This is a genomic window from Polaromonas sp. CF318 (assembly GCF_000282655.1).
Classification (GTDB): domain Bacteria; phylum Pseudomonadota; class Gammaproteobacteria; order Burkholderiales; family Burkholderiaceae_C; genus Polaromonas.
Genome location: NZ_AKIV01000107.1, coordinates 1 through 14,973, shown reverse-complemented (window position 1 = coordinate 14,973; position 14,973 = coordinate 1). Strand labels below are relative to the sequence as shown.

Below are 14,973 nucleotides of genomic sequence, written 5' to 3'. Positions count from 1 at the left end.
ACGTTCTTTTGGCGAAGCAAAAGAAAGTAAGTCGCCCGCCGGGGCGAGTCCCGGCCAGCAGGACTAAGCAGAAGAAGAAGGAGGAAGAGCGCGCTCTGCCGGAGCAAGACCCGGCTCCAACATTGCATTTGTAATGTTCCACCTCTGGGCGAGCAGCACCAAGAGGCATACCATCGCTGGCAGGCAAGGAGGAATCATGAAAAGCCACGCCAGCATCAACCGCATCTATCGCCTGGTCTGGAGCCCGGTTTCCAACAGCTGTGTCGCCGTGGCGGAGAACGCCAGGGGCCGGGGCAAGACGGCCGTTTCCCTGGGGATGGCCGGCCTGGCGTTTGCGCTGGTTTGCCTTGTGCCGCAGGCCAGGGCCGCCGATGCAACCAATGCCAGTGTTGCCGCCGGCACGGGCAGTGTCTCCACGCTGGGCAATACCACCACCATCAACCAGGCCAGCCAGCGCCTGGCGATTGACTGGACCAGCCTGTCAACCCGCACCAACGAGGCACTGGTCTTTAACCAGCCCAGCGCACAGGCCATTGCCCTCAACCGCATTACCGGCAGCAGCCCGAGTGAGCTGCTGGGCAGCCTGACGGCCAATGGCCAGGTATTTATCCTGAACCCCAACGGCGTGCTGTTTGGCGCGGGCTCGCAGGTCAACGTAGGTGGGCTGGTGGCTTCGACGCTTGGCATGAGCAATGCCGACTTCATGGCGGGCAGGCATGTGTTCACGGGTTCGGGCGGTACCGTCGTGAATCGGGGAACACTCAATGCGGGGCAGGGAGGTTACCTGGCGCTGCTGGCGCCCGAGGTGCGTAACGAAGGGGTGATGACGGCCTCGCTAGGCACTGCGCTTCTGGCTGCAGGCAACAAGATAACGTTGAACCTGGGCAACGGCAGCCTGCTGGGCTACAGCATTGACCAGGGCGCCATCAACGCACTGGCCGAGAACAAGCAGTTGATTCAGGCCAACGGCGGCCAGGTGCTGCTCTCGGCCAAGGCCATGGACAGCCTGACCACGGCCACAGTCAACAACACCGGCGTGATTGAAGCCAGGACAATCCAGAACAAGGCTGGCCGCATCTTGCTGATGGGGGATATGGAGACCGGTACCGTCAATGTGAGCGGTACATTGGACGCCAGCGCACCCAATAGCGGCAACGGTGGTTTTATTGAAACCAGCGCGGCCCACGTGAAGGTGGCCGACGGCGCCGTCATCACCACGCTGGCCGCCAGCGGCAACCACGGCGGCTGGCTGATTGACCCGACGGACTTCACCGTCGCCGCGGGCGGCGGCGGCTTGACCGGCAGCGGCATAGGTGCAACCACGCTGGGCAACAACCTGAACCTGGGCAACGTCGCGCTGGCAACCAACAACGCGGGCGGCAGCGAGGCCGGCGACATCCACGTCAACGCGGCGGTCACCTGGAACGCCGGCACCACGCTGACCCTGAGCGCCTGGCGCAACATCAACATCAACGCCTCCATCACCTCGCAGCATGCCAACGGCAAGCTGGCGCTGGAGTACGGGCTGGGCGCCGTCAATGCGGGGAACACTGCAAGGTACAACGTCAGGGCGACAGTCAACCTGCGGGCCGGCGACAACTTCAGCACCCGGCTGGGTAGCGACGGCGTCACCGAGCCCTACAAAGTCATCACCAGCCTGGGGGCGGCCGGCAGCACCACGGGCACCGACCTGCAGGGCATCAACGGCAACCTCACCGGCAATTATGTGCTGGGCGCCGACATCGACGCGAGCGACACGGTGAGCTGGAATGCCGGCGCGGGCTTCGACCCCCTGGGCGGCATAGGCGCGCTCAACGTCTTCGAGGGGCGTTTTGACGGCCTGAACCACCGGATACGCAATCTCTTCGTCAACCGCCCGGGCGACAACTTTGTCGGCCTGTTCGGCATCACGCAAAGCACCAGCATCCAGAACCTGGGCCTGGTCGGCGGCAGCATCACCGGCAACGACTGGGTGGGCGCCATCGCGGGGCAGGGCTGCTGCACCACGTTCAGAAATGTCTACAGCACGGCAGCCGTGCAGGGCAGCGACTATGTCGGCGGCCTGGTGGGCGAACTCAGCGACGGCGGCATCACCGATGCCTACGCCGGCGGCGCCGTAACGGGCAATGACCGGGTCGGCGGCCTGGTCGGCAGTTCGCTGGATGGAATCATCACACGTGCCTACAGCACCGGCCGCGTCAGCGCCACCGGCATGGTGGGCGGGCTGGTGGGCGAGGAGTTCGGCACCGCGGTGACCCGCGACAGCTATTGGGACATCGACAGCTCGGGCCAGGCCGGCAGCGCGGGCGGCACCGGCAAGTCCAGCGGCGAGATGACGCGGGCCGCCACCTTCAGCGGCTGGGACATTGCCACGCAGGGCGGCTCCACGGCCACCTGGCGCATTTACGAGGGGCAGACCGGCCCGCTGCTGCGCGGCTTTTTGCAGCCGCTCACGTTGCCCGATACCAGCGTGGCCTTTAACGGTGCGCAGCAGTCGGGCGTTGGCGCGGCGGGCATCACGGCCGCCAGCGGCATCAGCCCCGGCATCTACGGCGCCTGGTCCGGCCAGGAGGGGTTTGACATCACGGGCGGCACACTGACCATCAGGGGCGATGTGTTCCTGATCGACGAGGCCTACCGCAGCGCCGTGGTTTATCTGGCCGGCGTTGGCCGCCCGGCAAATGCCCAGGCTGGCCAGAACCCCTGCGCCATGGCCGAGGCCTTGTCCGCCGCTGAGGCGGAGGCGGGCGACGAGACTGGCAAACAGGCCCTGGCCGTGCTGCAAGGGGCTTGCCGTGCTGCAAGGCCCTTGGGTTCCTGATGCGCTGAAGTTTTCCTAAATCAAGCGCCCGCCGCTGTCCAGCGAGATCCGCCTTTTTTTGTCGCTCAAACGGACTACAAACCTAGGGTCTGCCTAGCGCCCAGGTCTTGACGCAGGCGGTAAGCTATAAGCCTATAGCATGCATTTTTGCGCCATGCCGGCGGCCCGGGACAGCTGCGCCGCCATGGGCTGTGGGCGAAACCGGAAAAAAATGGGAAACGAGGGATAAAACGGCGTGGAATATGACGGGCGCTTGAACCACTATGTGCGCGAGCTTCATGCCGCCGGCACCAGCTATACCGGCCTGGTATTAAAGCTGGCGGTGGAGGAGGCTTACTCCGTACCCATGGCGGTGAGAATCGTCGACGCCGTGTTGCGCAGTGAAGGCGAGGGCGGAACGCTGAGCTACGATCCGCCGCACATCACGCGCCGCCTTCCCGCCATAGACACCTCGGCAAAACAATCGGTGCTGCATTTGCCCGGCGCCGATGCGGTGGTCACCTTTGAGCAGCTCGCGCCGCGCATCGTGGTGCTGGACAACTTCCTTTCTTCCGAAGAGTGCGACGGCCTGTGCGAAGAGGCCCGGCCGGCGTTTGCACCGGCAACCGTGGTGGATCCGCATCAAGACGCGGTGCACGCTGCCCATTTCCGCAGCAACGACAGCGCGCAGTTGCCGGCCGCTGGGTCGGAACTCGTCCGGCGCGTGGAAGCCCGTATAGAAAGGTTGACCGGCTGGCCCAGCGCGTTTTGCGAGACCCTGCAGCTGCAGCGCTATGCCCAGGGCCAAGACTACCGGCCGCACTACGATTTTTTCGGCCAGGACATGGTTGAGGCCCAGGGCGGCCAGCGCCTGGCGACCCTGATTCTTTACCTGAGGGCGCCCGAAGCGGGCGGCGCCACGTATTTTGCGAACCTTGGCATGCGGATTGCACCGCGAAAAGGCAGCGCCCTGTTTTTTACCTACCCCGACCCGGGCAACAACAGCGGCACCCTGCATGGCGGCGAAGCCGTGCTTGCGGGCGAAAAATGGATTGCCACCCAATGGTTCCGCGACCGGGCATGGCGGCATCCCCGGGCCGCCTCCCCACACATCCCTGTCGCGCAAAGCCAGGACGCTTGAGAAAGATACCGAGGATCACACATGAACTGCATTTACCGCATTGTCTGGAGCCGTGTCAGCAACAGCTGGGTGGCCGTCGCTGAAAACGCCAGGGGGCGCGGCAAGTCCACAAGCGGCCCACGCCTTGTTGCCGCCGCCCTGGCTTTGGCCGGAGCCTCCTGGGGAATGCCTGCTTATGCCGCCGACGCGGCCAATGCCACGGTGAGCGCGGGTTCGGGCAGCGTCGCCACGGTGGGCAATGCCACGACGATCAACCAGGTAAGCCAGCGCCTGGCAATTGACTGGACCAACTTGTCGACGCGGGCGAACGAGGCTTTGGTATTCAGCCAGCCCAATGCGGCGGCGATTGCGCTGAACCGCATCACGGGCAGCAGTCCGAGTGAGCTGCTCGGAAGCCTCACGGCCAACGGCCAGGTGTTTATCCTGAACCCCAACGGCGTGCTGTTCGGCGCGGGTTCGCAGGTCAATGTGGGCGGCCTGGTCGCTTCAACGCTGAGTATGAGCAATGCCGACTTTATGGCCGGCAATCATGTGTTCACCGGTTCGGGTGGTTCCGGCTCGGTCGTTAACCAGGGAGCGCTGAATGCCGCGCCCGGTGGCTACCTCGCTTTGCTGGCGCCCGAGGTGCGCAACGAAGGTGTGATGACGGCCAGCCTGGGCACCGCGCTGCTGGCGGCTGGCAACAAGGTCACGCTGAACCTCGACAACGGTTCCTTGTTGGGCTACAGCATCGACCAGGGCGCGATCAAGGCGCTGGCAGAGAACAAACAGCTGATACAGGCTAACGGCGGCCAGGTGCTGCTGTCGGCCAAGGCCATGGACAGCCTGACCACGGCCACGGTCAACAACACGGGTGTCATTGAAGCCAAAACGATTCAGAACAAGGCCGGCCGCATTTTGCTGATGGGCGATATGGAAACCGGAACCGTCAATGTCGGCGGTACGCTCGATGCCTCGGCGCCCACAGGCGGTGACGGTGGTTTTATTGAAACCAGCGCGGCCCATGTCAAGGTGGCAGACAGCGCCCGGGTCACCACCTTGGCTTCCGCCGGCAACACCGGCAAATGGCTGATAGACCCCAACGACTTCACGATTTCCGCCGGGGGCGACATGTCGGCCACCGCCGTCCAGACCGCCCTGAGCGGCGGCAATTTTGAAATCTCCACCTTCACCATGGGAACGGCCGGCAGCGGCGACATCCATGTCAATCAGGCCATCAACCGGACAGACAGCAATACCTTCACACTGACCGCCGAGCGCGACATTAATATCAACCAGAACATCAGCAAGAACGCCGGCGGCGCGGCAGGCTTGACGCTCAATGCCGGGCGCAATATCGGCTTTAATGCCCATGTCACTTCCTCCTCCGGCGCCCTGGCGCTGACGGCCAATGCTGGCGGCGACATCACCGGCGGCGGAACCCTGAACACGAACACCGGCGCGATAGACATGACGGCCGGCGGCAGTATCGGCGACCTGGGGCAGATCAATGCAGGCAGCTTGAAGCTGAAAGCCACCACGGGTGAACTGATCGTGAATAGCGGCGTGGACTGGCGAGCCAGCTCCTTCGACCTGTACGCGGGCACAAACATCCGGGGCAGCGACCCCAACTCCGCCGCCAACGTCATGGTCTTCGGCAACGGCAACGTCACCGCGTCGGCGGGCAATACGGGCAACGGCCGAATACGCCTGAACGCCTCCAGCGGCGCCATAGGCACCCTGAGCCTGACCGCCCAGGGAACGGGCGGTGGCGGGCAGATCGACTTCAGCAGCGACTCGGCCGTCGGCAACGCGATGATCACCGCCGCCCAGGATGTGAGCGTTAGCGCAACCGGCAACCTCACCCTCAACACCCTGGCCCTGACGGGCGCCAACCAGAACGTCAACCTGGCGGCCAGCGGCGGCACGCTGACGCTGGGCGCGCTGAACACCGGAGCCGGCAACCTGACCCTGTCGGGCGGCTCCATCGCCCTGGGCGGCGCCCTGAGCGCCAAAGACCTCAGCCTGAGCGCGACCAACGGCCTGAATATCAACCAGGACCTCACGGCGACCGGCAACCTGACGCTTGCGGCCAGCAATGCGGCCATCCAGCAAACCGCCGGCACCCTCGCGGTCAGCGGCACGACCGGCGTCAGTGCCGGTGCGGGCCCGGTGAGCCTGACCGGCGCCAACAACTTCACCGGTGCGGTCAGCGTCACCAATCTTGGCGCGAACAATGTCGCCATCACCTCCGGCAGCGGCTCACTGACGCTGGGCACTTTGTCGCTTGGCAGCGGCACGCTGAACCTGAGCGGCGGCAACATCACGCAGACGGGCGCCATCACACAGGCCGCCGGCGCGGGCGCGGTGACGGTCAACGGCGGCGCGAGCGCGATAGACCTGAGCAACACCGGCAACGACTTTACTGGCGCGGTCGGGCTCAACAATACCGGCGCCAATGCCGTGGTGGTCAAGGATGTGAACAACCTGGTGCTGGGCGCTTCGAGCGTGGGCGGCAGCCTGGCCGCGACCTCAAATACCGGTTCGATTTCGCAAACTGGCGCATTGAGCGTGGCCGGCGCCTCCACCTTCACCCTGAACGGCAGCAGCAAGGACGTGCTGCTGGGCACATCGGCCAATACCTTCACGGGTGGCGTGACGGTGAACGGCAGCGGCAGCGTGAGAGACATGGCTTTTCGTTATGGCAGCGGTTTTGCCTTTCCCACGGCGCCCAGCTACTCGGGCACGCTGGCGCTGATCAATGACGGCGGCAGCATAGACCTGGGCACGCAAACCTTCAGCGGCGGGCTGGCGCTGACGGCGACCGGCGGCATTAGTTTGCTGGGCGGCACGCTGCAGACCGGCGGCTCGCAAACCTTCAACAGCGCGGTGACGGTCGGGGGCACGGCCAGCCTGGCCAGCACCGGCGGCGCCATCACCTTTGCCAACACGGTCAATGGCGCGAACGCGCTGAGCACCACGAGTGCCGGGGCCACGAATTTCAATGCGTCCGTGGGCGCGACCCAGATGCTGTCCGGCCTGAGCGTCACATCGGGCGGCGCCATCAATGTGCAAAGCGGTGCGTCGCTGCGCGCGAGCGACCTGAAAATGTCGGCCGCGGGTGGTATAGGCAACGGCGTGGGCGGTGCGGCGGCGATTGATGCGGCGCGCCTGAGCGCCGTCAACAGCGGCAGCGGCAATATCGCGCTCTCGCACACCGGCACTGGCAGGGTGGTGGTGACCGACCTGGGCCTGGGCGATGGCATCCAGAACAGCGCGTCCGGCGGCAGTGTCAGCCTCTCGGCCGCCAATGGCGCCATCCAGGTGCTGGGCAGCACGGTCAGCGCGGCGGGCGGCAATGTGCTGCTCAGCGCGGCGGGCTACAGCGATACGCACGCCCTGGAGATCGTGAACAACGGTGCCACGCGTTCCAATATCACCACCACCGGTGCCGGCACCATTACCCTCAGCGGCAGCCTGACCAGCGGCGGCGCCAGCGCCACCGGCGGCTCGGCCGCAGGCCTGGTCGTGACCAACTCCAGCATCACCAGCGATACCGGGGCCATCAGCATCACAGGCAACGTCAGCGGGGCATCCACCGGCAGCCGGGTCGAGCGCGGCTTCCGCCTCGATTCAGGCACCCAGGTCACCAGCGCCGGCGACATCAGCCTGACGGGTACCCTTAGCAGCAACCAGGCCATCAGCGCCTATACCGGCCAGAACAGCATGGGGGGCGAACTGGCTAACGGCGCCATCGTGTCCAGTACCGGTGGTGATGTGACGGTCTCGGGCACGTTCCACAACCAGGTGCACTTCGATGGCACCGCCCTGGCGGTCGGCGGCAAAGTGCAGTCGGGTGCGAGCAAGAAGGTCGTGCTTAGCGGGGATACCCGCGTGGGCGTCATCCAGAGCGGCCAGATTTTCACCGGCGCCGGCACCGGCCTGTCCACCGGTATGTCGTCCGAAATCATCGCCGGCACGGGTGGGCTGGACATCACGGGCACGGTGCTTTCAGCCAGCACGTCAACCAATCTGGTCGGGGTCGTACTCGCGGGTGCCGCCAGTTCGACGGGCAATATCACCGTCACCGGCACTTCAAGCGCGATTTCCGCTTCCGGGGTCAGGGCCCTGGACCTGCAGGCCGGCACGCTGACAGGCCTGGGCGCGGCCAGCATCACGCTCAGGGGCTCGGGCGTTCCCGCGCCGGCCCCGGCCTCGTCTTTCGACGTCGGCATCACGGGCACCACGGTCAGCACGGCCGGCGGGCAGATCAACCTGATCGGCGACCGGATGAGGATTGACAACACCGTCAACTCGGGCAGCGGCCGCACGGTGATCACGCCGACCACCACCACCCGGCAAATCTCGCTTGTGGGAGTAGACGAAGCCAACTACCTCAACCTGAGCAACAGCGAACTCAACCTGATCACCGCTTCGGTGCTGGCGATAGGCGGCGGCACTTTCACCGGCGGCATCGAGGTCGGCGGCAATAGCGCGGTGAACATGGCCAACACGCAGACCCTCAGCCTGGCCAACAGCAGCACTTCAGGCCCGGGCATTACGCAAAACAGGACCTTGACCGTCGCCAATCTCAACGCCGACGCAAAAACAGTCAACCTGAGCAACGCCGGCAACCAGATCAGCCAGGTCAGCGGGCGCTCGTACGGGGGCGATTTCCAGGTCAGCTCCGCCTCTGCCCTGTCCGTGGGAACGGTCGACGGGATGACGGGCATCAACGCCGGCGGCAATGCCGTCACGCTGAACAGCGGCGGCGCCCTGACGCAGACCCAGACCATCGTCGGCGCCGTACTTCAAGCCACGAGCACCGGCGGCATGGCGCTGAACAACGCCGGCAACCAGATTGGCGCTTTGACCGCCACCAACAACAGTTCGGGCGACATGGTGCTGCGCAACGGCATCAACACCACGCTCACTTCGCTCACCAATACCGGCACGGGCCGTATCGACGTCGACAACATCGGCACGGTCACGCTGGCGTCAAGCGGCATCACCAGCAGCGGCACGGCTACCGGTACCACCGCCGGCACGGCGGCGGTGCGCATCAAGGGCTCGCAGGGCATTGTGGCCAGCGGCGCAGCCCCGCACATCAGCAATTCGGCGGGTGGCTCGGTCTACCTCGACGGCGGTGCGGGCAACGTGGGCGCCAGCCCCGCCGGCGCGGTGGGGGTTTCCGCCACGTCTGTCAGTGCAGTGGGAGCCGGCGGCGCCTCGCAGGTCAACCTGAGCCTGGCCAACGGCGGCACGCTGGAGAACATCTTCGCGGCGGGCGGCGTCAACGTCACGGCCACGGCCGGCAGCCTGGCGGTCAAGACGGTGGCGGGCAGTTCGGTCAGCCTCAGCGCCGCGGCCGGCGCCATCACCGATGCCAACGGCGCCGCCAACAACATCAGCGGCACCACGCTCAACGCGTCCGCACAGAACGGCATCGCGCTGGGCACCAATGTGACGGGCCTGCAAACGCTGGCGACCACAGGCGCCGGCGCTGCCGGCGACATCAGCGTCACCGCCGCCAATGCGCTGAGCAGCAGCAACCTCAGTATCAGCACCCACGCCGGGTCCGCGCAGACGGTCAGCCTCTCATCGGGCGCCGGCATCACGGTTGACAGCGCCTTTGGCAATGCCCAGGACAAGTTCAAGCTGATCGCCACGGGTGGCAACATCGCCATCAACGGCGCGCTGACGGCCGGCGAGCTCACCTTGAGCACCGCCGGCACCAGCACACAGACCGCCGCGATCACCGCCACCGGCCTGGAGCTGCTGGGCAGCGGCACGCACACCCTCAACAACGCGGGCAATGCGGTAACAACCCTGGCGGGCAATACCGGCAATGTCGACTACGCACAGGCCGGCGCGCTGGCCATCGGCACGGTCAACACCGCGGGCCTGACCACCAGCGGCAAGGTGCTGGTGCGGGCGACTGGCGCCACCGGCGACATCACGCTGAACAACACCGTGACTTCCGGCAGCGCGGCGAATGATTCGCTGGTGCTGGCCGCCGGCCGCAACTTCATCAACAACGCCGGCGCGACGCCGCTGAACCCCGGGGCAGGGCGCTTCCTGGTGTATTCGACCGACCCGACGGCCAACACCTTCGGCGGCTTTGCCTCCACCGGCAATGCCTTCAGCCGGACCTACGCGGCCAATGCGCCCACCGATGCGTCCATGACCTCGATCAGCGGCAACCGCATGGTCTACAGCGTCACGCCGGTGATCAACGTCACGGGCGACAACCAGGCCAAGGTGTACGGCGCGGCCGACCCGACGCTCAGCTACACCGTGGGCTCTGGCTTGGTGGCGGGCGACACGGCAGGCAGCGTGCTGGCGGGCCTGCTGGCCGCGCCGACGGGCTCGGCAGCCTCCGCGGGCACACACGCCATCACGCAGGGCACGCTGGCCGCGGCCCTGGGTTACGGCATCGCCTACACCAACGGCACGCTGACGGTGAACAAAGCCACGGTGAGCGTGACGGGCATGGCCGCGAACAATAAAACCTATGACGGCAGCGCCGCGGCGACCCTGGGCAATATCGGCACCTTGACGGGCATGGCTTATGGCGAGGCATTGACCTTGAATTCCACGGGTGCCAGCTTTGCCGATGCGAACGCCGGCACCGGCAAGACCGTGACGGCCACCTACACGCTCGCCAACGGCACAGGGCTTGCCAGCAACTACCAGCTCGCGGCGGCACCGGTCACGACGACGGCCGACATCGCCAAGGCCAACCTGAGCGTGACCGCCAACAACGACAGCAGGACCGTGGGTGCGGCACCCTATGCCGGCGGCAACGGCGTGAGCTTCAGTGGATTTGCGGGTGGGGATACGGCCGCTGTGCTGGGCGGCGCGCTGGCTTACGGCGGCAGTTCGCAGGGTGCGAGCGCCGTGGGCAGCTACGCGATCACCGCCAGCGGCTACAGCGCCAGCAACTACACGCTCAACTATGTCAACGGTGTGCTGACCATCAACCCGGTTGCGGTGGTGGTGCCGGTGGTGCCGACCGCGCCGGCTGCCCCGGCGGGGCAGGGCGGCGGCGCCTCTTCGGCGGGTGATGCGTATACCAGCGCGCTGTATAACGTGGCTGCCCTGGGTGGTTCGGGTGGTAGCGGCGGCGGCTTGGGAGGCGGTGGTCTCAACCCCAGCGACGCATTGAGCGCTGCCGTAGCCGAAGCCGGCAATACAGGCGAGGAATAAGCCCACCGTTCGGGCCGAGCCTGTCGAAGCCCTTCGACAAGCTCAGGGCGAACGGGGAATGGGTTTGAGGGAGAAGGGGAAAGAGGCCTCAGCGCGCACGAAAAGCGGACTCCAGCGGCAACCATAGGGTAAACCGCGTCCCCGCCGGCCCCGACTCCCAGGCCACCTTGCCGCCCAGCATCTGCGCCCGCCGCTGCTGGTTGTGCAGGCCTTTCCCGTGGGCCTCGGCCAGCGCGCTTTCGACATCAAAGCCCTGGCCATTGTCATCTATGGTGACCTGTACCCCGTCGCCTTCCACGCCGGTGCCCACGCGAATCTCGGTGGCCCGTGTGTGGCGCAGGATGTTGGCCACGCTTTCCTGCAGGATGCGCAGGATGTGCAGCGCGCTCGACGGGTCCAGCCAGGGAAGGGTGGGCAGCTCCTGCACTTCCCACAGCAGGGCCACGCCGGTGTCCTCGAGCCGGGGCTCGAGCCGGAAGCGCAGCGTGGCCAGCAGCAGCAACAGGTCGGCCTCCACCGGCTCCATGGAGTCGATGGCGAGCTTGAGGTCGTCCATGCAGTCCTTGAGGATTTGCGAGACCTTGCTGTCGCTCATGCCGCCATGCTCCACCGAGCGTATCGCGCTGATCAGCGTGGAGCCCAGCCCGTCGTGCATGTCCTGCATCATGCGCTGGCGCTCCTCGCTGAGCATCTGCCGGCGCTCCACGGCGCGCAGGCGCTGGTGGCTCAGCTCGAGCTCGGCCTCGCGCGCGCGCAGGCGCTCGGCCAGGCCGGCGTTGACGCGTTCCACTTCGACAATCGCGCCCACATAGCGCCGGTACATCAACGTGCCGAAGATGCTGAAGGTGATGGCATTGGTCCAGGCGCCCAGGTACCAGCCCTCGGGGCTGATGAAGTTGTTCTGCAGCAGCCAGTCGCCCGCGCCGAAGGCGGTGCACAAGGCCACACCCGCGGCCACCAGCATGGCTTCGCCCGACCGGGCGCGCCAGGCGTTGATGCTTCCGGCCAGAGCGACGGCCGAACCCATGAGCGCCGCCACCACGTAGATCAGCGGCGTGACCCTGGGCGTGTTGGGCAGGGTGGCGATGACCGGCAGGGTCAGCAGGCCCATGAGCACCGTCACGGCGATGAAGGCGCGGGTCAGCCAGGGCTGCCGGCGGCGATGCAGCACGACCAGGGAAACATGCACGGTGGCAACCAGCCAGAACAGCGAGTTGACGGTGAGCCAGGCGAACCAGTCGTTGGCGATGGGAAAGCCGATGTAGAAGTGCAGGCCGCGTAGGAAAGAGGTTGCCGCCAGTACGAAGAACAGCAAATAGGCCGTGCGGTGCCGGCGCCTGAGCCACACAAAAAGCGCGAAGATGCCCACGGCCAGGAAGGCTGCGCTGAACATGGCCGGCAATTCCAGCTGCAGCCACTGCCGCCAGCTATGGCGCCAGCTCAGGGCATCGGCGGGGCCCAGCCACAGCGAGGACAGCGCCACCTGGCTGGCGCGCGTGTGTTCCAGGCGAATCAGGATTTCGCGCGGCGGCTTGCCGTCGGCGGATTTGTCCAGCGGCACCCACAGCGGTGTGCGCGAGCTGTTCCACAGCGGGCCCTGCTGCTGGGCCGCATGCACCAGTTGCCCGTCGGCATACACCGCGACAGTGCCGTCGGTGCGCACGCGCGCACCATAGAGCGCCAGCGGGCCGTGTACGGCGTCCAGCCCTTGGGTGGACAGCCTGAACCAGCTGGTGCGCGTGCTGCCCGGCGCGGCCGCGGCCGCCTGGCGCAGCAGCGACACCGGCAGGGCATGGGGCAGGCCGGCGGGCTGCCAGGCGGCGGGCAGGGCGGTGCTGTCCTGCGTGGGCGGCGCGGCGCTGAAGCGGGGGGCGTCGAGCACCTGCCATTCGGCCTCGGTGATGTGCAGGCCTTGTGAATGCGTGTGGGTGGCGCCCTCGGACCAGGCGCTCAGCGCCGCCAGGGCGGCCAGCACCGCGAGCAGCGCCGCGGCCATCGCGGGCAGCAGGCGGCCCGCGTGCCGCCATGAATGCTGTGTCGGAAAAATCACGGGCTTATTCCCGCCTACTCCGCCAGCAGCCCCTGGTTCCTGGCCTCGTAAATCGCTTCGGCTTTGGAGGTGACCTTGAGCTTGCTGTAAATGCGGCGCACAAAAGTGCGCACCGTGAAATGCGACAGGCCCATGAGCTTGGCGATCTCCACCGCGGTGAAACCCTTGGTGATGAAGTCCAGCACTTCTTTTTCGCGGGCCGACAGCAGCTGCGGCTCGTCGCCGGCCGGCCCCACGCCCGCGGGGGCGGCATTTTGCCGGAAGTGCGCCAGCACCTGGCGCGCGATGATGGGGCTGATGGGGCTGCCGCCGCTGGCCAGGCTGCGGATCTCGTCGACGATCTTGGCCTGCGAACTGTCCTTGAGCAGGTAGCCGGCCGCCCCGGCCTCGATGGAGCGCATCACATGCGTCTCGTCGCCGAAATTGGTGCTGACCATGATGCTGCAGCTGGGCCACTGGCGCGCGGCGGCGCGTATCACCTCGATGCCCGAGCCGTCGGGCAGGCCCAGGTCGACCAGCAGCACGTCCACCGGCGGCCCGTCCAGCAGCGCGATGCCTTCGGCCTGTGTGCCGGCGGTGCCGGCCAGCCGCATGTCGGGCGCGGCCTGCAGGGCGCGCGCCAGGGCGCTGCGAAAGCCGAGGTCGTCCTCGACGATGGCGACGTGGATGCGCGGCCCGGTTTCGGCCGCGGGGGTTTCCTGCTTGGGGGGCTTGGATGCTTGCATCAGGCTGTCATTGTGCGACGGATTGGGTGGGGCTCCGTAGCGCATTTGCGCTACAGGCAAACCCGGTGAGCCTGGCTACCATGCGGGGACCTTTTCCATGTCATCTGTAACCCGGACTCAAGGCTATAAGGCCCGGATTGCCCTTACCATTTCGCCAATGTTCGCGGGGCTGGGCGGCATGTCCCTAAAAATAGGGACATACAGGCTGGCCGCGCTCTGCGACAGTGCGGGAGCGGCGCATCTGCTGCATTGGCAGTATGGCGCCTTGACCGGGGGATGCACAAAAATCGCAGGATGCCGGGATGACGCGGCAGGCAGCCCTGGGGGATGGCGGCTTTTTGCCGCGTGAGCGCTAAATCGAAATGAAACAATGAAAATCAATTCCTTGCCCCTCTCCACCCTGGCCTCGGCAATCCTGCTGGCAACGCACGGCGGCGCCTGGGCCCAGACGCCGCCCGATGCCGGCCAGGTGCTGCGCGACCTGCGCCAGGCGCCGGGACTTCCGCCGCAGCAGGCGGCGCCGCTGCAGCGCATCGAGGAATCGCCCGACCTGAGCCAGCAGGGCCAGGCCAAGGTGCTGGTCAAGTCCATCGCCATCACCGGCAACCAGGAAATCCCCACGGCGGAGCTGCAGCCCCTGGTGGCCAGCCTGGTCGGCGCGGAGCAGTCGCTGAGCCAGCTCAATGCCGCCGCACGGCGCATCACCGCTTATTACCGCAGCAAGGGTTTTGCGGTGGCCCGGGCCTTTCTGCCCGCGCAGGACATCACCGACGGCGCCGTCACCCTGCGTGTCATCGAAGGCCGCATCTCCAGCCACAAGATCAACAACCAGTCGCTGCTCAGCGATGAGCGCGCGCAGGCCTACCTGGGCCAGGTCAAGGACGGCGACGTCATCAAGAGCGACCAGATAGACCGCGGCCTGCTGTTGCTGCAGGACACACCCGGCGTGAGCACCTCGCGCGCCACGCTGCAGCCCGGCGCCAGCGTGGGCACCTCCGAGCTGCTGATTGAAGTCAACCCCGCCAAGCCTTACAGCGGCAGCGTGGTGGCCGACAACTACGGCAGGCGC

General features: G+C 66.5%; 6 protein-coding genes. 4 read left to right on the top strand and 2 right to left on the bottom strand.

From position 1 onward, the window contains the following. Positions 1 to 196: 196 nt before the first annotated feature. The 3 genes from PMI15_RS19095 to PMI15_RS19085 all read left to right on the top strand — a co-directional run bounded on the left by PMI15_RS19095 (position 197) and on the right by PMI15_RS19085 (position 11,129). Entirely contained in the window at positions 197 to 2,821 is a 2,625-nt protein-coding gene (locus PMI15_RS19095) for a filamentous hemagglutinin N-terminal domain-containing protein (protein WP_007873050.1), read from the top strand. Positions 2,822 to 3,074: 253 nt separating this feature from the next. After that, positions 3,075 to 3,941 carry a 2OG-Fe(II) oxygenase gene (locus tag PMI15_RS19090; protein WP_238541156.1) on the top strand — a complete coding sequence of 289 codons (867 nt, stop codon included), beginning with the start codon at positions 3,075 to 3,077 and terminating at the stop codon, positions 3,939 to 3,941. 21 nt (positions 3,942 to 3,962) lie between these two features. Then, positions 3,963 to 11,129: an MBG domain-containing protein gene (locus PMI15_RS19085; RefSeq protein WP_007873041.1), complete on the top strand. Its 7,167-nt coding sequence runs from the start codon at positions 3,963 to 3,965 to the stop codon at positions 11,127 to 11,129. Positions 11,130 to 11,217: 88 nt separating this feature from the next. On the opposite strand, the gene PMI15_RS19080 is transcribed toward PMI15_RS19085, so the two are convergent. Both PMI15_RS19080 and PMI15_RS19075 read right to left on the bottom strand, forming a co-directional pair. Then, positions 11,218 to 13,125 carry a sensor histidine kinase gene (locus PMI15_RS19080; protein ID WP_007873040.1) on the bottom strand — a complete coding sequence of 636 codons (1,908 nt, stop codon included), beginning with the start codon at positions 13,123 to 13,125 and terminating at the stop codon, positions 11,218 to 11,220. Between the two features lie 68 nt (positions 13,126 to 13,193). Continuing rightward, positions 13,194 to 13,904 carry a response regulator transcription factor gene (locus tag PMI15_RS19075; protein ID WP_036840011.1) on the bottom strand — a complete coding sequence of 237 codons (711 nt, stop codon included), beginning with the start codon at positions 13,902 to 13,904 and terminating at the stop codon, positions 13,194 to 13,196. A gap of 370 nt (positions 13,905 to 14,274) precedes the next feature. On the opposite strand from PMI15_RS19075, the gene PMI15_RS19070 reads away from it, so the two are divergent. Further along, on the top strand, positions 14,275 to 14,973 hold a 699-nt coding region (locus tag PMI15_RS19070), incomplete at its 3' end, for a POTRA domain-containing protein (protein WP_007873038.1).

Bases quoted from the DNA above. Each gene is read 5' to 3' on its own strand.
- PMI15_RS19095 (WP_007873050.1), top strand. From the start codon at position 197: ATGAAAAGCCACGCCAGCATCAACCGCATCTATCGCCTGGTCTGGAGC.
- PMI15_RS19085 (WP_007873041.1), top strand. From the start codon at position 3,963: ATGAACTGCATTTACCGCATTGTCTGGAGCCGTGTCAGCAACAGCTGG.
- PMI15_RS19080 (WP_007873040.1), bottom strand. From the start codon at position 13,125: ATGGCCGCGGCGCTGCTCGCGGTGCTGGCCGCCCTGGCGGCGCTGAGC.
- PMI15_RS19075 (WP_036840011.1), bottom strand. From the start codon at position 13,904: ATGCAAGCATCCAAGCCCCCCAAGCAGGAAACCCCCGCGGCCGAAACC.